The sequence below is a fragment of the Aquicoccus sp. genome (assembly GCF_041686535.1).
Lineage (GTDB): Bacteria > Pseudomonadota > Alphaproteobacteria > Rhodobacterales > Rhodobacteraceae > Aquicoccus.
Window position 1 is genome coordinate 1 of sequence record NZ_JAWLDS010000036.1, and the last position, 18,932, is coordinate 18,932.

Genomic DNA, 18,932 nt, shown 5'->3' on the forward strand with positions numbered 1-18,932 from the left:
ATGGGTCATCCTGTATGCCGGCACCATCCTATTGCGCGGTCCAGCCTCCGTCGATCGGGATCACGGTTCCGGTCACGTTATGTGCCACCGGGGCGCAAAGCCAAAGCGCCAGCGCCCCGATCTCCGCCGGGTCGGACGTCCGCCGCGAAGGCTGTTTCTCCGCCAGAAGATCGGCGACCCCCTTGTCACGGTCTCCCCCGAATCGCGCCGCCCGCTCTTTGACCTGCGGTTCGATGATCGCGGTTTCCGTCCAGCCAGGGGCAATGCAATTTACCGTCACCCCGCCCAAGGCCTTGCTGCCCGCATCGGCATATTCGAGTGCGGCGACCTTGCTCATCCCGACCAGCCCGAACTTGGCGGCGACATAGGGTGCCTTGGCCTTGGACGCTACGATCCCGTGCACGCTGGCGATGTTGACCACCCGCCCGAAGCCGCGAGCCGCCATTCCTGGCAGGATCATGCGCATCGTGTCAAAGGCCGCCGACAGGTTCACCGCGATGACCGCGTCCCATGTCTCGCGCGGCATCTCGGCCAACGTCGCCGTATGCTGGATCCCTGCATTGTTGACGAGGATGTCCACCGGCCCCCAGTTCTCGACCGCTTTCACCAGCGCCTTGATCTCACCGGGCTTGCGTAGATCGCCTTCGAAGAACCGGGCCTCCCTTGCGCCCGCTTCACGCAACCCCTCACACACCTTCTCGGCTTCACCCTTGCTTGCCAGCCCGTGCACGGCGATGCGTGCGCCTGCCGAGGCCAGCGCCTGCGCGATCGCAAGGCCGATTCCCTGGACCGAACCGGTCACGAATGCCGTTTTCCCTTTCAAATCAGTCATTTTCCATCTCCTTCAAACGGTCCCGCAACTCGGTCTTGAGAACCTTTCCGTAGTTATTCTTTGGCAGGTCCGGCACCTCGAAATAATCCTTGGGCCGCTTGAACCGCGCGATATTGTCAAGGCAATGCGCGTCCAGCGCCCCCGGATCGAGGGTCACGCCATCGCGCATCACCACGAAGGCCACCACGTCCTCGCCCCATTCGGGATGCGGACGGCCCACAACGCTCACGTCCTGGACATCGGGATGGGTCAGCAAGGCTTCTTCGACCTCGCGCGGATAGATATTCGTGCCTCCCGAGATGATCATGTCCTTCGAGCGGTCATGCAGCGTGACATAACCATCGGCATCCATCACACCCACATCTCCGGTCATCAGCCAGCCATCGACCAGCGTCTTGGCCGTGGCCTGCGCATTCCGCCAATATCCCGGCATCACCGTATCGCCCCGGACCATGATCTCGCCCGCCTCTCCGGCCTGCAACGAGCGCCCCTCGGCATCGCCGATCCGGACCTCGACTGCCGATTGCGCCCGACCGACCGAGGCCATCCGCGCGCGCCAGCGCGGATGCGCCCGGTCGCTCACTTCCGCCCGTGACAGCGCCGAAATCGCCATCGGGCACTCCCCCTGGCCATAGATTTGCACGAAGATCTCACCGAAATGATCGACCGCCTCGACGATATCGGCCACGTACATCGGCCCGCCTCCGTAAACGATGGTGCGCAGTCCCTCACCCGTCTCGCCCGAAACCTTCGCAGCCTGCGTCATCCGCTTGACCATGGTGGGCGCGGCGAACATATGCACCCGCCCATGGTGACGAGCGAGATCGAAAATCTCGGCCTCGTCGAACCCGCCCGATGGCGGGAAGACATGGCGCGCGCCCATCATGACATGCATGATATTGTAAATCCCCGCCCCATGGCTCAGCGGCGCGGCGTATAGCGCGCTATCCGCATGGCTGACCTGATCCACGTCCACGAAATAGCACAGCGCCATCTCGCGCAGCATCCGGTGGGTGATCATCACCCCCTTCGGCCGCCCGGTGGTTCCCGAGGTATAGAACAGCCATGCGAGGTCGCCCGCCCTCCGCTCCGCTGCCGCCGCGATGGGCGCGCAATCCGCAACGCCGGCAAAATCCTGCCCTGTCACGTCAAGGATCCGCGCCACGACTCCGGCCTCGGCCAGGGCCTCCGACAGGCCGGGCGAGGCAAAGACCATCGCCGCCCCGGCATTGTCTATGATCCATGCGGCCTCGCGCCCGTGCAGTTTTGCATTGATCGGCACCGCGACCGCGCCCGCCATCCAGATACCGTATTGCACGATCAGGTAATCCGGCAGGTTAGACATGAAGATCGCCACCCGCTCCCCGGGACCGACGCCTTGCGCCGAAAGCCACGTCGCAACCCGGGCCGCAAGGTCGCGAAACCCTCTATAATCCGCCACCATCTCGCGCCCGAGGAACAGGGCGGGGCGTTCGCCATGCACCTGGGCAATCCGATCCAGGTAGATCGCGATATTCATTTCGGCTTTCTCCTCCTCATCCTGACCGTATCAAACCACCGCGTCCGATCGCCTGCAATTGCGTAGAACTACGCGCCCTTGGCAAAACCGTGCCAAAGCGCCAAGAATACGGCATGGCCGAAACCGATATTGCCTTTGAACACGCGCCTATCGGGCTTGCCCTTCTGGAAAACCGCGTGATCCGGCGCTGCAACCTGATGTTTGCCGAGATCTTTGGCGGGGCCCCCGCGGATCACGACAACCGCCCCACTGCCGATTTCTACCCTTCACGCGACGAATTCGAACGCACCGGCGCACGCGGCCTCTACGCAATGCGCAAGAGCGGTCGCTACGCGGACGAGCGCATCATGCGCCGCGATGACGGAACCCTTTTCTGGTGCCGGGTGCGCGGCCAGTCGCTCACCCCCGCAGAACCTTTCGCACAAGGGGTTTGGTCTTTTGCGGACCTCTCCAGGGAACGCCCCATCGTGGCCCTAACCTTGCGCGAACGCGACGTGGCCATCCTCACCTGTCGCGGCCTGACCTCCAAGGAAATTGGCCGCGAACTTGACCTGAGCTACCGCACGATCGAGCTCTACCGCGCCCGTCTGCTGGAAAAATTCGGCGCCCGCAAAGTGGCCGAACTGGTCGCGAAACTCTCGGGTATGCCACTCTGATCATTGTCTGCCCATGACATCAGCCTGCACGGCACCCGGACAGACAAGGCCACGCCGGACACGGATCGCGCTTTTCACCCATTCCACCTTGCCCTATAAGGCGGCAGATGCATCAAGGTGTGCAATGCGCGCCCGAACCGTTCGAGGACATTGATGACAGACAAACCCCAATCCACCGAATCAGACGTGGCGTTCATTCAGGCACTGGCGGAACTGCTGAACGAAAACGACCTGACCGAACTCAGCGTCAAACGCGATTACGGCGAGAACGACAGCCTTAACGTGCGGGTCATAAGCCGCCGCGCCGAAACCGTGACCCACGCCGCGCCACCGCCTCCCGCCCCGGCCGCAACGCAAGCTCCCGCTTCCACACCCGCGCCGGCCGAGCCTGCCTCCCCCGCCACCGAGGATCTTGCCAGCCATCCGGGTGCCGTCACTTCGCCGATGGTCGGCACGATCTATCTCCAGGCCGAGCCCGGCGCGCCCGCCTTCGTCTCCATCGGCACACAGGTGTCCGAGGGCGATACGCTCCTCATTGTCGAAGCCATGAAGACAATGAACCATATCCCGGCCCCGAAATCCGGCACCGTCAAGCGCATCCTCGTCGATGACGGCGACGCGGTCGAATACGGCTCGATCCTGATGATCATCGAATAAGGCGCCGACCATGATCGAGAAAATCCTTGTCGCCAACCGTGGTGAAATCGCGCTCCGCGTGATCCGCGCCGCCCGCGAGATGGGCATCAAATCCGTCGCGGTCCATTCCACCGCCGATGCCGACGCGATGCATGTGCGCATGGCCGACGAAACCGTCTGCATCGGCCCGGCCCCTTCCCCGCAAAGCTACCTCTCGATCCCCGCGATCATAGCCGCCTGCGAAGTCACCGGCGCCCAGGCGATCCACCCGGGCTACGGGTTCCTGTCCGAAAACGCCAATTTCGTGCAGGTGGTCGAGGATCACGACCTGATCTTCATCGGCCCCACCGCCGAACACATCCGCGTGATGGGCGACAAGATCACAGCCAAGGAAACCATGCGAAACCTTGGCGTGCCCTGCGTGCCCGGCTCCGAAGGGGGCGTGGCCGACATCGAGACCGCCAAGCGGCTCGGACAGGAAATCGGCTATCCGGTGATCATCAAGGCCACCGCGGGCGGCGGCGGCAAGGGCATGAAAGTGGCCAATTCACCCGCCGAGATGGAACGCGCCTTCATGACCGCCCGGGCCGAGGGCAAGTCGAATTTTGGCAATGATGCGGTCTATATCGAGAAATACCTCCAGAAGCCCCGCCATATCGAGATCCAGGTCTTTGGCGACGGCAAGGGCAACGCTGTGCATCTGGCCGAACGTGACTGTTCGCTCCAGCGCCGCCACCAGAAGGTCTTCGAAGAGGCCCCCGGCCCCGCCATCAACGAGGAAGAGCGTAACCGGATCGGCAAGGTCTGTGCCGATGCCGTGGCCGCGATCAATTATATCGGCGCCGGCACGATCGAATTTCTCTACGAGGATGGCGAATTCTATTTCATCGAGATGAACACCCGTCTGCAGGTCGAACATCCCGTGACCGAGGCGATCTTCGGCGTAGACCTCGTGCGCGAGCAGATCCGCGTCGCCGAAGGGCTGCCGATGTCCTTCACTCAGGACGATCTTCAAATCAACGGTCACGCGATCGAAGTGCGCATCAACGCCGAGAAGCTGCCCAATTTCGCACCCTGTCCCGGCCGGATCACCCAGTATCACGCGCCTGGCGGGCTGGGTGTGCGGATGGATTCGGCGCTTTACGACGGGTACTCCATTCCACCCTATTACGATTCGCTCATCGGCAAGCTGATCGTGCATGGCCGTGATCGACGCGAGGCGCTGGCGCGGCTCGACCGGGCATTGGGAGAGCTGATCGTGGATGGCGTCGACACGACCGTGCCGCTTTTCAACGCACTTCTGCAGGAACCTGACATCCTCGCGGGCGATTACGACATCCACTGGCTCGAACGCTGGCTCGAAAGCAATCTGGGCGAGGGCTGACCGGCACCATGTCCTCGTATCCGGACATGACCATCACGCCCGAACTGCTTTTGCACGGCTACTCGGTCGGCATTTTTCCGATGGCCGAGCGGCAGGACGACCCCGAACTTTTCTGGGTCGACCCCCGCCGACGGGGCATCCTGCCGCTCGACGGGTTTCACATCTCCCGCTCGCTGGCCCGGCGCATGCGACGCGCCGATTATCAAGCCACGATCGACGCCGATTTTTCAGGTGTCGTGCTGGCCTGTGCCGATCGCCCCGAAACCTGGATCAACGCGACGATCTTTGATCTCTACAGGCAACTCAACGCAATGGGCCGGGCGCATTCACTTGAAATCCGCGACGATGATGGCCTGATCGGCGCCGTTTTCGGCGTCATGATCGGGGCGGCCTTTTTCGGTGAAAGCATGGTCTCGCCGCGTCGGGACGGGTCAAAAATCGCGCTTGCACATCTGGTCGATCACCTGAACCGCGCTGGTTTCCAACTCTTTGACACGCAGTTCATCACCCCGCATCTGACCCGCCTCGGCGCCATTGAAATCTCGCGCGCCGATTATCGGCGGCGTCTCGAACAGGCCCTCCAGAAAGAAGGACGCTTCCTCGAAACCCCCTTGGAAACAGACCCCTATTCCGTGATACAGCGCAACACCCATACGTCGTAACGCGGATGGTCCATCGCGCTGAGCGCAGGCGAGGATGCGATCATCCAACCGATAAAGACCGGGCTGTCGCGCCCGTCCTCCGTGATGGTGAGAAAGGCATAGGCATCCCCCGCCGGATTGCCCACCGGAAAGCGGCACTCGCCAAGCGTCACTTGCATCCGGCCGATCGTGACCGCCTCGCGACTGGCCAGTTCGATGTCGCGGACCGAGCCGTTCATCTTGTCCAGCGTCCGTATCACGACACCATCGGCCGGGCTGACCTCCTCTGCGGTCGCGAACATGGGCACGGCAAGAGCGAGCACGATCGCAGCCAGCCGTTTCACTGCTCGCTCCCGTTCTCGCCACCACTCACGAATTTCAGAAGCAGCGAGATCAGCGAAACCGCCCCTTGTGTGTCGAGCACTTCATCGCCGGGCTCAAAGTAGAACGGCGATCCACCAGGCGAGATTTCGACGAAATTTCCGCCGAGCAACCCCTCCGACGAAACCACGACGGCGCTGTCATCCGGTATCTCCACGTCCTTGGCCACGCTGAACGTCGTGTCGGCCCGAAAGGTCTCGGGATTGAGTGAAACTCCGGTCACCGTGCCGATCTTCACCCCGGCCAGCCGTACATCGGTGCCCACCGCGACCCCTTCGATGGATCGGAACGACGCGGTCAGCGGATAGCTGTCGCTGCCGCGTGAAAATCCTGTCGCCTGCCCCGCATAGACCAGGAATCCCAGCGCCACGGCCAGAACCGCGCCGCCGACCAATACCTCGGTGGTGTTTTCTGTCATCTGAGCGACCTGCAATCCTGCGTTATTCGGGCTGCCACGCCTCGTAGTCGCGACGTGGCTTCGGTGTCGTCCTGCGGATCGACCCATCAGGCGCATAGGCCAGCATCGTGCCAGTCAGGTTTTCCTGATGCGGCTTTTCCCACGACTTGTGCGGCAGCGGCTCTTCGCTCGGAGCCTTTTCATAGGTATGGTGCAACCAGCCATGCCAATCGGCACTGATCCGGCTGGCCTCGGCCTCGCCATTGTAGATCACCCACCGCCGCTTGCCATCGCGCGAGCGATAAAACACGTTGCCTTGCGCATCCTCGCCCACTTTCTCGCCCTTGCGCCATGTATAGAGCTGCGTGTTGAGCGTCGACCCGTGCCACCAGGTCACCGCGCGAAGTAGGGTATTGAGAATGCCCATGGTCGACTCCTGTTTCTCCTGCGCACTGTATGGCGAAAAGCGGCACCAAGGTCCAGTGGCACGCATGCCGCAATCCACAGCCATTTGCCAACCAGTCCGTGCGAGATCTGGCCCGAATGGGCGCGACGGGCTAGGCTACGCCGCACGAGAACAAGGGCTGGGCAGACATGACAACCATTTCCATCGCCGCCACGTGCAAGGGCGTCCGGGTGCCCCATTCTTCCTTCCTGACGGAAACCCGCATTCGCCGAATCGAAGAGGCCCGTTACGAGGGCGATGAGATCGCAGGCGCGCTTGCGGTCGTGCAACCCGGCGACCGGGTGCTTGAAATGGGCGCGGGGCTCGGCATCGTCGGGGCCGTGACGGCGCTCAACGCAAGGCCGGCCGCCGTTCTGTCCTTCGAGGCCAATTCCGACCTCATCCCCCATGCAAGGGCGCTTTATGCCGAGAACGGGCTCGAGGACGTGGTCGAGCTGCGCAACGAGGTGGTCATCAGCGCCCCCGACCGCCCCGAAACCGTCACGTTCCATATCCTGAATTCCTTTCTCGGTTCATCCCTGATCGACAAGACCAACCGCCAGACCCGCCCCGTCGAGGTGCCCACAACCAGCTTTGACGACCTGCGCGATTCGTTTCGTCCCGACGTGCTGATCATGGATATCGAGGGCGGCGAGCTTGAATTCCTGGAACATGCCGACCTGGACGGGATCCGCGCCGTGGTGATCGAGTTTCACCCTGGCGTTTATGGCGTGCAGGGTGTCAAGACATGCAAGAACGCCCTGCGCCGGGTGGGCTTTGTCAAGAACCAGGATCTCTCGACCCGCTTTGTCTGGACCTGCACCCGCTCACCCGCACCGGCGCAGCGTGACGCGGGGCCTCCCCGCGCCTCCGGCGGCTGGTCCGAAAGCCTGCGCATCGTCACCGGGGCCATGATCCGGCCGCCCGAGGACACCGGGCTGAGCACCCCGTCCGGGGTCCAGGATTCAAGCGGCATCGACGTGGCCGAAGCCGCGCTCTGGCGCAATACCCGCCGCATGAACCTGCCGTTTGAACGCCCAGCCGGCCCTGTTACCGAGCTCTCAGGCACATGGCTCTGGGGCGGAGTCATGTGGCGCTATTTCGCGCATTTCATCGTCGAAAGCGTCGGGCGGCTATGGGCACTTGATGCGCCGGACATGGAACAACCCAAGGGCATTCTCTTCATTCCGCGCAGACCCTCGGGCGAAACCGAACTTGTCACGTTCCAGACCGGCTTCTTTCACCAGATGGGGATCGATCTGCCGATCAGGGTGCTGTCCGAGCCAACCCGGGTCGAGCGTCTCATCGTGCCCGGACAGGGCTTTGGCCTGGGTGACATCAGCGCCGGCACCGAACCGTTCCGACGCTTCACGCGAACCCGCTTTGGTGCGAATGTCGAACCCGAGGGCAGCGACAAGCTCTATATCTCGCGCAGTCGCCTCGGCCCCAGACGCGGCGCATTGCTGGGCGAAGAGCGAATCGAACAGGCGCTGGCCGCTCAGGGATACGAAATCTTCCACCCCGAACGCCACGACATCCAGACCCAGATCGCACGCTACAAGGCCGCCAGGAAGATCGTTGCCAGCGAAGGCTCGGCCCTGCATCTCTATGCCTTCTGCGGTTCGGCGAACCAGGAAGTGGCCGTGATCCCGCGTCGCCGCTCGGGCGCGACGCGGCACATCCTCACCCATATCAGCAGCTTTACCGGAAACGACCCTGCCTTGCTCGATGTGCTGTGCCGTGTCTGGCAACCTGCAGGCACAAGGCGCGCACGCCTCTCCGTGGGGCAACCGGACCTGCCACGCCTGCACCGCGCGCTGCTTGAACGTGGCTTCATCACCGGCGCCCCATCCGATTGGACGCCGCTCCAGGACAGCGATATCCGCGAGGGTCTGGGTGGCGACTACACGCCAAGCGACCTGCCTCTCGCGGCCGAATAAAGCGTTCCGCAACAATCCTGCGAGACGGCCCTTCGCGGAGCGCTCGCCCCGGTGATTCTGTGCATAGGCTGCGCTGCGTTCCGCCTTGACCCTATCCCGGGCAAAAGGCGGAACGCTTCAAACCGATCGGGATGTTTCGCACTTCTCTATCCCGATCCGGGCATCGGCGGCTCAACTGGCTGCCGTGCCTTCCTTTTTCTGATCCGCGTAGATGATCAGCGGCTTGGCCTCGGCATGTGCCACCGCCTCCTCGTTGACCACCACCTCCTCGACATTCTCCATGCCCGGAAGCTCGAACATCGTATCGAGCAGCACATCTTCGAGGATGGAGCGCAATCCGCGCGCGCCGGTCTTGCGCTCGATCGCCCGCTTTGCAATCGCCTTGAGCGCATCATCGGTGAAGGTGAGTTGCGCATCCTCAAGCTCGAAAAGTCGTTGATACTGTTTGACCAACGCGTTCTTTGGCTCGGTCAGGATGGTGACAAGCGCATCCTCGTCCAGATCTTCCAGCGTCGCGATCACCGGCAGGCGGCCCACGAATTCGGGAATCAGGCCGAAGCGCAACAGGTCCTCGGGTTCGAGATCCTTGAAGACTTCGCCGATATTGCGCTCGTCATTGTCGCGTACATCCGCGCCGAAACCCATCGCGCTGCCCTTGCCGCGCTGTGCAATGATCTTGTCGAGCCCGGCAAAGGCGCCGCCGCAGATGAAAAGGATATTGGTCGTGTCCACCTGCAGGAATTCCTGTTGCGGATGCTTGCGCCCGCCCTGCGGCGGTACGCTGGCCACGGTCCCCTCCATCAGTTTCAAGAGCGCCTGTTGCACGCCTTCACCGCTGACGTCACGGGTGATCGACGGATTCTCCGACTTGCGCGTGATCTTGTCGACCTCGTCGATATAGACGATGCCCCGTTGCGCACGATCGACATTGTATTCACTCGATTGCAGCAACTTGAGGATGATGTTCTCGACATCCTCGCCAACATACCCCGCCTCGGTCAGTGTGGTCGCATCGGCCATGGTAAAGGGCACATCGAGAATACGCGCCAGCGTCTGCGCCAGGAGCGTCTTGCCGCACCCGGTCGGCCCGATCAGCAGGATATTCGACTTTGACAGTTCCACATCGCCGGACTTGGCAGCATGGTTGAGCCGCTTGTAGTGGTTGTGCACCGCGACCGACAGCACGCGCTTGGCCATGGCTTGCCCGATCACGTAATCGTCAAGCACCTCACAGATGTCTTTCGGTGTCGGCACCCCTTCGCTGGATTTCAGCCCCGCGCTCTTGGTTTCCTCGCGGATGATATCCATGCACAGTTCGACACATTCATCACAGATGAACACCGTCGGTCCGGCAATCAGCTTGCGAACCTCGTGCTGGCTCTTGCCGCAAAAGCTGCAATAAAGCGTGTTCTTGCTGTCTCCGCTGCCAGAATTGTTCGCCATGATCGTCCTTTCGGGCCCGTCTCTTTTCATTTTGGCCGGCATCATCCGACCCAGGGGTCTGCCCTAACCCAAGTCTAGGGCAGAGACAAACCGGTCACAATGTGAAATTCACCCGACGCCGCGGCGCGTGATGGCGCGAGACTGCGCGAACGCGCTCTACGCGTCGTCGTCCGCCTTGACCCGGCTTTCCACGATCTCGTCGATCAGCCCCCAGTCCTTTGCCTCCTGGGGACTCATGAACTTGTCGCGTTCCAGCGCGGACTCCACTTCCTTGAGCTTGCGACCGGTATGCTTGACATAGATCTCGTTGAGACGCTTCTTGAGTTTCAGCGTCTCCTCGGCATGGATCATGATATCGGTGGCCTGGCCCTGGTAGCCGCCCGAGGGCTGGTGCACCATGATCCGGCTGTTGGGCAGGGAAAACCGCATCCCCGCCTCGCCCGCGGTGAGCAGGAGCGACCCCATCGAGGCCGCCTGCCCGATGACCAATGTCGAGACCTTGGGCTTGATGTATTGCATCGTGTCGTAGATCGACAATCCGCTCGTCACAACCCCGCCGGGGCTGTTGATATACATCGAGATTTCCTTGCTCGGGTTCTCCGCCTCCAGATGCAGAAGCTGCGCCACGATCAGGCTCGACATGCCGTCATGCACCGGTCCGCTGAGAAAGATGATCCGCTCCTTGAGCAGGCGCGAGAAGATGTCATAGGCCCGCTCGCCGCGGCTGGTCTGCTCGACCACCATCGGCACGAGGGTGTTCATGTAGATCTCATACGGGTCGTTCATGTGGTCCTGCCTGCTTTCGTCGTTTCGATGTGTATGGAAAACTCTTTAACGGAGTCTTAGTCATGCGGCTCAGGGGCTGCAAGGGCAGCCGCGAAAAACCCCTGCCCCGAAACGCAACGGAGCGCGATCGACATCGCGCCCCGCCGTCCCTCATTACCCGAACACTCGCAAAAACCGGTATTCAGCCAAACATGTCCGAAACGATTCCCGAATACCAGCCAATCGATTCCTCATAGGTCTGCTTGCGCAGATCCGCATCCTCGCCGGTCTCGCTGATGAAGCTCGACACGCTGACGATCTTTTCGTCGGTCGCCTCATAGGATGCCCCGACCTTGACCCCATCATTCTCGTCGATGAGGCTCCAGCAGGTGTTCGAGAACTTCGCCGGGAACACGTTCGATCCCAACAGCGCCCCGCGCACCGCCATCGAGGCGACCTTGGCCTGGCTATTGGCCGAAAAGCCAGACTTCGGCATGTCGCCCTGGTTGCTCGCATCGCCCAGAACATGAATGTTCTCGTCCACGCGGCTTTGCATCGTGTGGGGAATGACCGGGGCCCAGTTGCCCTCGGTGATTCCGGCCATCTCGCAGATGCGGCCCGCCTTTTGCGCCGGGATCACGTTGCAGACATCGACCTTCTCGACCACGCCGTCGATATCCACGGTCATTTCGTCGGGATTCACCGAAACATTGTCACCGCCGAAATCGGGGCCGATCCGTTCGATCATGCCGGCGTAGTGCCGGTTCCAGCCTTCCTCGAACAGTGCCTGCTTCGAGAATTTCTCCTTTGGATCGACCAGCAGGATCTTGGCCGTCGGGTTCTTCTCCTTGAGCAGATGCGCCACCATGCTGATCCGCTCGTAGGGGCCAGGCGGGCAGCGATAGGGGTTTGGCGGCGCGATCATCGCGAACCGGCCACCCTCAGGCATCGCCTCGACCTGGGCCTTCAATAGCTCGCTTTGCGAGCCGGCCTTGTAGGCATGCGGCATCTTGTTCTGTGCGCTCACATCCCATCCCGACACCGAATCTTCGACGAAATCGATGCCAGGCGACAGGATCAGCCGGTCATAGGGCAGCACTGCCCCCCCGGCCAGCGTCACCGTCCTTGCCTCGCGGTCGACGCCGGTGGCCCAGTCATGCGCCACATTGACGCCCGATTGCGCCAGCGTGCCATAGCTGTGGCCGATCGAACTCAGATCGCGGAAGCCTCCGATATAGAGGTTGGAGAAAAAGCAGGTGTAATACATCCGCGTCGGCTCGATCAGTGTGACGTCGATCTCGCCCTTGCTGTCCTTGGCGATATAGCGCGCGGCTGTGGCGCCGCCCGCCCCGCCACCGATCACGATGACCCGCGGTTTTCCATGGTTCGATGCCCGCACAGCGGGCGCCGCAAGCGCTGCCGCCATGGCCGCCCCCGTGCCGATAAAGGCGCGTCTGTTCAATGTCATGGTCTTTCCTCCCCTTCGTTGCACCCGTTTCCCGGTGCGTCAGGCGACCCGGTTCATTCCAGATCGCCAAAATACGCGGCCAGCGCCGCGATCTCTTCGTCCGACAGCCGCCCGGCCATCATCTGCATCACCGGGTGCGGGCGGATCTTGCGCTTGTAGGCATGCATCGCGATCACGAAATCCTCCTCCGGCCAGCCGACGATCCCCGGGATGCCGTCATACGTGCCGTCAATCCGGTGACAGGTCGTGCATTCATTCGACAGATACTCGCCGAATTCCGGGTCCCCGGCAATGGCCAGGGTCTCGGATGATAATTCCACTTCGCGGGCGCGCCCCGTGGGGGCGGATTCCGGGATGTCCTGCGGACTGTCCGAGAACTGCCGCAGATAGGCCAGCACGTTGTCGCGGTCGGTCTTGTCCTCCAGCCCGACGAAACTCATCCGCGTATCGCTGACCAGCGCCTTGGGATTCTCCAGGTAGGCGTCGAGCGTCTCGAGCGTCCAGTCCATGCCCAGCCTGCCCTCGCGGCTCAGGCCCCTGGAATACCTGAACCCCTCGACCGATCCCGCGCGGCGCCCGAAAATCCCGTTGAGATGCGGGCCGATCCCGTTGCCTGCATCGGGGCCGACCTCGTGACACCCCACGCAAAGGTCATAGACCTCTTCGCCCGCTTCGGCGTCGCCGATCCGCGTGTCCTGCTGCTCGGCCATGACCGGCGCCCCCAGACCCATCCCTGCGACAGTCGCAAGGACTCCCCAAAACCTGTCATGCTTCCAATTCAATTCAGCGCCCCCCTGGTCCTGCGAACCCGTCCTGTCACTGTCGCTGGAACGGCGGGCAGCGGATATCCCGCATCGCCGCACCAGATGTCGCCCGGGCATGAAATCACAAAACCGACCGGCCCGCAAAGACGGCACCACGCGCACGACATGCACGATGATAAGATCTGTATGGGATCATGTCCTGTGAGCATCTCGCACCTCCTCCCAGACAGCGCACGCACTCATGCCACGGCGGCTTGCTTGCCCGCGGCAGACGGGGCCACCTGCGGGCGGCCCCGTCACCCTTCCCTATTCGGGAAAGGATTTGAGGTATTCGATCACCGCGGCAATCTCTTCGTCCTTGCGCAAGCCCGCAAAGGACATCTTGGTTCGCTTGATATAGTCGCGCGGTTTTTTCAGGAACTCGGCCATGTTCTCCTCGGTCCAGACCATGCCCTCGTCGGCCATGTCGAGCAAGCCCTTGGAATAGCGGAAACCCTCGACATGTCCGAAGGGCGCATCCATCACACCGTTGAGAACGGGGCCAACGCGGTCTTTCGCACCTTCCCCGACCTGGTGGCAGGCGGCGCATTTCTTGAACACTTTCTCACCCTCGGCCACCAACGCCATGTCGAGCTCCTGTTCGGCGCCCTCTGCGGTGGTGCTGGCCGCGGCCTCCTCCGCGCCTTCCTCTTCGGTGGCCGACGCTTCTTCGTCGCCCTCCGAGACATCGACCCCCAGCCGCGCGGCCCGCGCCTCGCGGGCATCGGCGTCTTCCGGCGTCACGTCGACGATCGCCGCCCGCGCGGTGATTTCGACGTTGTCCTTGCAATCGCTCATGCAGACCTCGGACTTGGCAAAGGCGACAAGCTCCGCATCGGCGCGGTCATCCATGAAGAAGTTTTCCTCGTTGGGCATGCGCACCTCGAGGAAATTCTCCTTTGAGAGAACGAAATCATCCTCGACCAGGTAGTTGAGATACATCAGGTACGCGGTGATCGCATAGACCTCGTCATTGCTCAGGCTCTGCGCATCGCCGAACGGCATTGCCCTGTGCACGTAATCCCAGACCGTCGAGAGATAGGGCCAGTAAGAGCCGATTGTCTTGACCGGCCGATCATCCGACAGCGACCCGTCGCCACCCGCCAGAACCGGCCAGCGCCCCTCCGCCTCGCCGAACACGCCGTGGCAGACCGAGCATTGGTCCATGTAAAGATCTTCGCCATCCATCACCGAACCCGATCCTTCGGGCAGGCCCTGCCCGTCGGGGCGGATGTCGATATCCCATGCCGCGATCTCGTCATCCGAGGCCGGGCGTCCAAGACCCAGCTTCTCGGCCATGACCGGCGTCGCGAGCACCGACGCCGCCACGGCTGAGGCGGTCAAGACATTAAGAAACTTCGACATTTTCCGCCTCCCCGTTCTTGTTGACATACCAGGTCTGAATACCGTTGTTGTGATAAATCGAATTGGTGCCGCGGTATTCGCGCAGCTCGTCCTTGGTCGGCTGCACGTAACCGGTGCTGTCATGTGCCCGGCTTTGCAAGAGCAACTCGCCACCGTCCCAATCGAATTCGAAATAGAACCGGTGCATCGACTTGTCCAGGCTCGGCCCGCTCATACGCGCCTCGTGCCAGGTCTTGCCACCGTCGATGGTCACGTCGACCCGCGGGATCGTGCCACGCCCCGACCAGGCCAGCCCGGTCAGAACCGTCGGCCCCTTGCCATGCAGGATCGGTGCCTGCGGGCTGGGGCTGGTGATGACCGATTTCGCGTCCATCTCCCACGTGAACCGCCGCGCGGTGCCATCGGCCAGAAGGTCGGTGTACTTGCTGGTTTCCTCCCGGTGGTGCCAGGGCTCGTCGCCGACCTCGATCCGGCGCAGCCACTTGACCCACATGTTGCCTTCCCAGCCGGGCACGACAAGCCGCAGCGGATAGCCCTGTTCGGGGCGCAACGCTTCGCCGTTCATCTTCCAGACCACGAGGCAGTCGTCGAGCGCCTTTTCCATCGGGATCGAGCGCGTCATCGCCGCGGCATCCGCCCCCTCGGGCATGATCCACTTGCCATTGGTCTTCACGCCGGCTTCTTCCAGCAGGTATTTGAGCTTCACACCGGTATACATCACGTTGTGAATCATCCCGTGCGTGAACTGGCACCCGTTGAGCTGTGCACCACGCCATTCCATGCCGCTGTTGGCAGCACATTCCAGGAAATACACATGGTTCTCGCGGGGGAACCGCATCAGGTCGGCCATGTTGAAAACAAGCGGCGTGTCGACCAAACCGTTGATCATCAACCGATGCTTGGCCGGGTCGATATGGGCCGTGCCCGAGTGGTGACGTTCGAAACACAACCCGTTTGGCGTGATGATCCCGTCCAGCTCGTGCAGGGGGGTGAAATTGATCGAACTCACCGGATCGGCCGTCAACCATTCCACCGTACGCCGCTGGACATGCGCCTCGTATTCCGAGGGCTTGCCATAGGGTGCGACATCCACCCCGTCGCCAAGCTGCTGCATCCAGGGTTGCAACTCGGTGATCTCCGGATCACCCGCCGCCTGTGCGGCACCTGCCCCCGCCAGGGTTCCTCCCGCCGCAGCGGCCCCCTTGAGAAATGCGCGCCGCGAGGGCGTCTTGCCCTTGAAGCTGACCGTCATTGATTCTGCCTCCTCATCCGCATACAAATTCTTCATATTGAATTTATAGACGCTTGAAAACCGTCACATTCACACTAGCGAATAAAAAGATATCTGTCGACGGTTTCCGATCCTGCCCCAACCGGTCTACCATCCCGCAAATCGCTTCGGAGGGCAGAGCATGATCATCATCGGCGCCGGGATCGCGGGGCTGTCGCTTGGCTGGCAACTGGCCCGGCGCGGCCTGGCGCCGACCGTCATCGACGCCGGCACCATCGGCCAGGGGGCCAGCCACGCCGCCGCGGGCTATCTTCAACCCGGCCTCGACCCTTCGCCGCTCACCGATCTCGAATGGGACAGCCTGCGCGCCACCCCAGCCTTCCTCGCCGACCTTGAGGCCGAAACCGGCCTTTCGGTCGATTTTCGCACCGATGGTCAATTGCGCATCGGCTTTGCCGGGGACGAGGCCGAGATTCGCGCCGACCATGATATCCGCCGCGCCGCGAGTTGGGATGTCACGCTGATGGACGGCGCCGGCGCCCGCGCGCTGGAACCGGCGCTTTCGCCCGAGGTGACCATCGCCTGCCTGCTTAACGACGTGTCCTGGGTGGACGGGCGCAGGCTCTGCACCGCGCTGGCCCGTGCCATCACCGCCCGCGGCGGCCAGATCATCGAACATTGCCCCGCGCTGGCCCTCACCCATGAACGCGGTCGCGTCACCGGCGTCAAAACACCCAAGGGTCACATGCCATCCGACCGCGTGGCGATCGCCGCCGGGCACCGCTTCGACCGCATCAAGGGCCTGCCCGCCGACCTGCCCGCCTCGATCCCGGTGCGCGGCGTGATCCTCGCGCTGGCCTGCCCGACGCCGCTTTTCACCCGGCTGGTCAAGCGCCCCGATGGCATCCTCTGCCCGCGCTCGGACGGGCGGCTTATCCTCGGCGTCACGAAAAACCCCGGCGACATGCGCGATTTTCCGGATGCGGGCGCGGTCCAGGCGCTCCTGGCCGGGGCAATCCGCGCCGCCCCCGCGCTGGCCGATCTGCCCTTTCTCGAAGCGACCCACGCCTTCCGCCCCTTCATGCCCGACGACGCGCTGCTTTTCGGTGCGCATGAGGGGCTCGGGGGACTCTATCTCTCGCTCGGCCACGCCTCTGACGGCTACCTGCGCGCTACCGCCGTCTCCGAGCGACTGGCCACCGAGATCCTCGGCTGAAACGAAAAAGGCCGGAGTCTCGCCCCGGCCTCGATCATGTTCGTGCAATGCGCGGCTCAGCCGCGCACCACCTCGACCGAATTGTTGGGATCGAGCTTGACCGTGCCCTGCTTGCGAACATGGTCCTCGATCACGTCCCAGATCTGCGGCCCCTCGGTGCCCTCGTTCACGCTGGCCCAACCGGCCACGACATAGTTCTTGGCCGGGTCGATCGCCTCGCCGGTCTTCAAAAGCCTCATGTCGGTGATCCGCTCGCCCTGCGGCTTGGTCACGTCGATTCGATACCCCATGCCACCGATCCGCACCATGTCGCCGCCCTGCTGGTAATAGGGGTCGGGGTTGAACAGGTTATCGGCCACGTCCTCAAGGATCACGTGGATGAACTCCCCCGTCATCTCCGACCGATACGCCCTGCCATAGGTCATCGAACAGACATTCCAGATATCCTCGCGCGTGATCGGATCGCCCGGCAGAAGGCTCGGCCCCCAGCGCACGCCCGGGCTCATCGCGATATCGGCCTCGCGCTCGGAAATCAGCGCGTCACAGATCAGGTCGTCCCACGTCCCGTTGAAATTGCCGCGCCGATACAGCAGGTCATCGGTCGTCCCGATCACCTCTTCCAACTCGGCCTTGAACGGCGCGCGCTCGGCCTCGATCACTGCCGCCACCTCCTTGTCGGGCTCGATCACGTCCGAGAAGATCGGGATCAGCTTGTGACGGAAGCCCATCATCCGCCCGTCGCGCACGTCGAGATCGACGCGGCTCACGAACTTGCCGTTGGAGCCGCTCGCGATCAGGAGCGTCTCGCCCACCAGAACCGGCTCGGGCAGCGCGTCATGGGTATGGCCGGTCAGGATCACGTCGATCCCCTCGACCCGGTTCGCCATCTTCTTGTCCACGTCGAAACCGTTATGGCTCAGCACGACAACGAGGTCGGCGCCCTGCGCGCGCACCTCGTCCACCATCTGCTGCATCCGCCCGTCACGAATGCCGAAACTGTATTCGGGAAACATCCAGCCCGGATTGGCGATCGGCATGTAGGGGAACGCCTGCCCGATCACCGCGATCTTGGCTCCACCGCGCTCAAAGAACGTGTAATCGGCGAATTCCTCGGCCGGCTCTTGCCATTCCGCATCATAAATGTTCTGCCCCATCGCCGGGAAGGCCAGGCCCTCGACGATCTCGCGCACCCGCTCCGAGCCCAGCGTGAACTCCCAGTGAAAGGTCATCGCGTCGGGCTTGAGCGCGTCCATCACGTTGACCATGTCCTGCCCTTGCGTGTGATAGCAGGTGTAAGAGCCGTGCCAGGTGTCGCCCCCATCCAGCAGGATCGCGTCGGGCCGGTCGGCGCGGATCGCGTTGATCACGGTGGCCACCCGGTCAAGCCCGCCAACGCGCCCATAGGTCTGGGCCAGCGCGGAGAAATCGTCGTAGGTCAGCGCGTAATGGCTCGGACTGCCATCCTCGATCCCGTAAAGCCTGCGGAAATCCGCGCCGGTGACATGCGGAACCGCACCACGATTGTCGCCCACCCCCAGGTTGATCTCCGGCTCGCGGAAATAGATCGGCTTCATCTGCGCGTGGATGTCGGTGATATGGATCAGGCTGACATTGCCGAAAGTGTCGAACTGCAACAGGTCATCCTGCGTCAGCGCCTGCTGAGCGGCCAGTTTCGACCAGTTGCCGAAACCGCTCGCGCCAACCATGGCCGATGCGGCCATGCTGACCTGAAGGAAATCGCGACGTGAGATCATGATGCGGGCCTTTCCGGGTTTGCCTGTGTGTTGCGCACAACATATGCGCGGGATTG

At 62.7% G+C, this 18,932-nt stretch carries 18 protein-coding genes; 6 read left to right on the forward strand and 12 right to left on the reverse strand.

Annotated elements, in window-relative coordinates; genetic code table 11:
- Window positions 1-28: 28 nt before the first annotated feature.
- On the reverse strand, window positions 29-832 hold the full coding sequence (locus ACESL9_RS09445) for a 3-hydroxybutyrate dehydrogenase (RefSeq protein ID WP_372614483.1): 804 nt from the start codon (window positions 830-832) through the stop codon (window positions 29-31).
- Window positions 825-2,351 (reverse strand): class I adenylate-forming enzyme family protein, encoded by a 1,527-nt coding sequence (locus tag ACESL9_RS09450; protein WP_372614481.1) that lies wholly within the window; start codon window positions 2,349-2,351, stop codon window positions 825-827. Before ACESL9_RS09450 ends, ACESL9_RS09445 begins: the two co-directional genes overlap by 8 nt.
- A gap of 113 nt (window positions 2,352-2,464) precedes the next feature.
- Between ACESL9_RS09450 and ACESL9_RS09455 the strand changes: the two genes are divergently transcribed.
- From ACESL9_RS09455 to aat, 4 genes are all read left to right on the forward strand, one after another.
- The gene (locus ACESL9_RS09455; protein ID WP_372614479.1) at window positions 2,465-3,007 is read left to right on the forward strand and encodes a LuxR C-terminal-related transcriptional regulator; all 543 of its coding nucleotides are present in this window, start codon (window positions 2,465-2,467) and stop codon (window positions 3,005-3,007) included.
- Window positions 3,008-3,160: 153 nt separating this feature from the next.
- A complete protein-coding gene (gene accB, locus ACESL9_RS09460) occupies window positions 3,161-3,664 on the forward strand; it encodes an acetyl-CoA carboxylase biotin carboxyl carrier protein (RefSeq protein WP_372614477.1) in 504 nt (167 codons plus the stop codon).
- Between the two features lie 10 nt (window positions 3,665-3,674).
- On the forward strand, window positions 3,675-5,027 hold the full coding sequence (accC, locus tag ACESL9_RS09465; RefSeq protein ID WP_372614475.1) for an acetyl-CoA carboxylase biotin carboxylase subunit: 1,353 nt from the start codon (window positions 3,675-3,677) through the stop codon (window positions 5,025-5,027).
- Window positions 5,028-5,053: 26 nt separating this feature from the next.
- Window positions 5,054-5,689: a leucyl/phenylalanyl-tRNA--protein transferase gene (gene aat, locus ACESL9_RS09470; RefSeq protein WP_372614473.1), complete on the forward strand. Its 636-nt coding sequence runs from the start codon at window positions 5,054-5,056 to the stop codon at window positions 5,687-5,689.
- On the opposite strand, the gene ACESL9_RS09475 is transcribed toward aat, so the two are convergent.
- From ACESL9_RS09475 to ACESL9_RS09485, 3 genes are read right to left on the reverse strand one after another with little or no spacing between them, the layout of a single operon-like run.
- Window positions 5,653-6,012: a DUF2155 domain-containing protein gene (locus tag ACESL9_RS09475; RefSeq protein WP_372614471.1), complete on the reverse strand. Its 360-nt coding sequence runs from the start codon at window positions 6,010-6,012 to the stop codon at window positions 5,653-5,655. The genes aat and ACESL9_RS09475 overlap by 37 nt on opposite strands.
- Window positions 6,009-6,467, reverse strand: coding sequence for an outer membrane lipid asymmetry maintenance protein MlaD (gene mlaD, locus ACESL9_RS09480; RefSeq protein ID WP_372614469.1), 459 nt, complete (start codon window positions 6,465-6,467; stop codon window positions 6,009-6,011). Before mlaD ends, ACESL9_RS09475 begins: the two co-directional genes overlap by 4 nt.
- A 22-nt stretch (window positions 6,468-6,489) precedes the next feature.
- Complete coding sequence (locus ACESL9_RS09485) at window positions 6,490-6,873, reverse strand: NADH:ubiquinone oxidoreductase subunit NDUFA12 (RefSeq protein WP_372614467.1); 384 nt, start codon at window positions 6,871-6,873, stop codon at window positions 6,490-6,492.
- A gap of 167 nt (window positions 6,874-7,040) precedes the next feature.
- On the opposite strand from ACESL9_RS09485, the gene ACESL9_RS09490 reads away from it, so the two are divergent.
- Complete coding sequence (locus tag ACESL9_RS09490) at window positions 7,041-8,831, forward strand: FkbM family methyltransferase (RefSeq protein ID WP_372614465.1); 1,791 nt, start codon at window positions 7,041-7,043, stop codon at window positions 8,829-8,831.
- A 171-nt stretch (window positions 8,832-9,002) separates the two neighbouring features.
- Here ACESL9_RS09490 and clpX read toward each other — a convergent pair whose 3' ends face one another.
- The 6 genes from clpX to soxC all read right to left on the reverse strand — a co-directional run bounded on the left by clpX (window position 9,003) and on the right by soxC (window position 15,927).
- On the reverse strand, window positions 9,003-10,274 hold the full coding sequence (gene clpX, locus ACESL9_RS09495) for an ATP-dependent Clp protease ATP-binding subunit ClpX (protein WP_372614463.1): 1,272 nt from the start codon (window positions 10,272-10,274) through the stop codon (window positions 9,003-9,005).
- 156 nt (window positions 10,275-10,430) lie between these two features.
- Window positions 10,431-11,060, reverse strand: a complete 630-nt coding sequence (locus ACESL9_RS09500; RefSeq protein WP_372674756.1) for an ATP-dependent Clp protease proteolytic subunit — start codon at window positions 11,058-11,060, stop codon at window positions 10,431-10,433.
- Window positions 11,061-11,241: 181 nt separating this feature from the next.
- Window positions 11,242-12,507, reverse strand: coding sequence for an FCSD flavin-binding domain-containing protein (locus tag ACESL9_RS09505; protein ID WP_372614460.1), 1,266 nt, complete (start codon window positions 12,505-12,507; stop codon window positions 11,242-11,244).
- 53 nt (window positions 12,508-12,560) lie between these two features.
- Complete coding sequence (locus ACESL9_RS09510) at window positions 12,561-13,217, reverse strand: c-type cytochrome (protein ID WP_372674757.1); 657 nt, start codon at window positions 13,215-13,217, stop codon at window positions 12,561-12,563.
- A 360-nt stretch (window positions 13,218-13,577) separates the two neighbouring features.
- Complete coding sequence (locus ACESL9_RS09515) at window positions 13,578-14,675, reverse strand: c-type cytochrome (RefSeq protein ID WP_372614456.1); 1,098 nt, start codon at window positions 14,673-14,675, stop codon at window positions 13,578-13,580.
- Window positions 14,659-15,927, reverse strand: coding sequence for a sulfite dehydrogenase (gene soxC, locus ACESL9_RS09520; protein ID WP_372614454.1), 1,269 nt, complete (start codon window positions 15,925-15,927; stop codon window positions 14,659-14,661). Before soxC ends, ACESL9_RS09515 begins: the two co-directional genes overlap by 17 nt.
- Window positions 15,928-16,087: 160 nt before the next feature.
- Between soxC and ACESL9_RS09525 the strand changes: the two genes are divergently transcribed.
- On the forward strand, window positions 16,088-17,122 hold the full coding sequence (locus ACESL9_RS09525) for an NAD(P)/FAD-dependent oxidoreductase (protein ID WP_372614452.1): 1,035 nt from the start codon (window positions 16,088-16,090) through the stop codon (window positions 17,120-17,122).
- Window positions 17,123-17,178: 56 nt separating this feature from the next.
- On the opposite strand, the gene soxB is transcribed toward ACESL9_RS09525, so the two are convergent.
- Window positions 17,179-18,876 (reverse strand): thiosulfohydrolase SoxB, encoded by a 1,698-nt coding sequence (gene soxB / locus ACESL9_RS09530; protein WP_372614450.1) that lies wholly within the window; start codon window positions 18,874-18,876, stop codon window positions 17,179-17,181.
- Window positions 18,877-18,932: the final 56 nt, after the last annotated feature.

Bases quoted from the DNA above. Each gene is read 5' to 3' on its own strand.
- ACESL9_RS09445 (WP_372614483.1), bottom strand. From the start codon at position 832: ATGACTGATTTGAAAGGGAAAACGGCATTCGTGACCGGTTCGGTCCAG.
- ACESL9_RS09450 (WP_372614481.1), bottom strand. From the start codon at position 2,351: ATGAATATCGCGATCTACCTGGATCGGATTGCCCAGGTGCATGGCGAA.
- ACESL9_RS09455 (WP_372614479.1), top strand. From the start codon at position 2,465: ATGGCCGAAACCGATATTGCCTTTGAACACGCGCCTATCGGGCTTGCC.
- accB (WP_372614477.1), top strand. From the start codon at position 3,161: ATGACAGACAAACCCCAATCCACCGAATCAGACGTGGCGTTCATTCAG.
- accC (WP_372614475.1), top strand. From the start codon at position 3,675: ATGATCGAGAAAATCCTTGTCGCCAACCGTGGTGAAATCGCGCTCCGC.
- aat (WP_372614473.1), top strand. From the start codon at position 5,054: ATGACCATCACGCCCGAACTGCTTTTGCACGGCTACTCGGTCGGCATT.
- mlaD (WP_372614469.1), bottom strand. From the start codon at position 6,467: ATGACAGAAAACACCACCGAGGTATTGGTCGGCGGCGCGGTTCTGGCC.
- ACESL9_RS09485 (WP_372614467.1), bottom strand. From the start codon at position 6,873: ATGGGCATTCTCAATACCCTACTTCGCGCGGTGACCTGGTGGCACGGG.
- ACESL9_RS09490 (WP_372614465.1), top strand. From the start codon at position 7,041: ATGACAACCATTTCCATCGCCGCCACGTGCAAGGGCGTCCGGGTGCCC.
- clpX (WP_372614463.1), bottom strand. From the start codon at position 10,274: ATGGCGAACAATTCTGGCAGCGGAGACAGCAAGAACACGCTTTATTGC.
- ACESL9_RS09500 (WP_372674756.1), bottom strand. From the start codon at position 11,060: ATGAACGACCCGTATGAGATCTACATGAACACCCTCGTGCCGATGGTG.
- ACESL9_RS09505 (WP_372614460.1), bottom strand. From the start codon at position 12,507: ATGACATTGAACAGACGCGCCTTTATCGGCACGGGGGCGGCCATGGCG.
- ACESL9_RS09510 (WP_372674757.1), bottom strand. From the start codon at position 13,217: ATGGCCGAGCAGCAGGACACGCGGATCGGCGACGCCGAAGCGGGCGAA.
- ACESL9_RS09515 (WP_372614456.1), bottom strand. From the start codon at position 14,675: ATGTCGAAGTTTCTTAATGTCTTGACCGCCTCAGCCGTGGCGGCGTCG.
- soxC (WP_372614454.1), bottom strand. From the start codon at position 15,927: ATGACGGTCAGCTTCAAGGGCAAGACGCCCTCGCGGCGCGCATTTCTC.
- ACESL9_RS09525 (WP_372614452.1), top strand. From the start codon at position 16,088: ATGATCATCATCGGCGCCGGGATCGCGGGGCTGTCGCTTGGCTGGCAA.
- soxB (WP_372614450.1), bottom strand. From the start codon at position 18,876: ATGATCTCACGTCGCGATTTCCTTCAGGTCAGCATGGCCGCATCGGCC.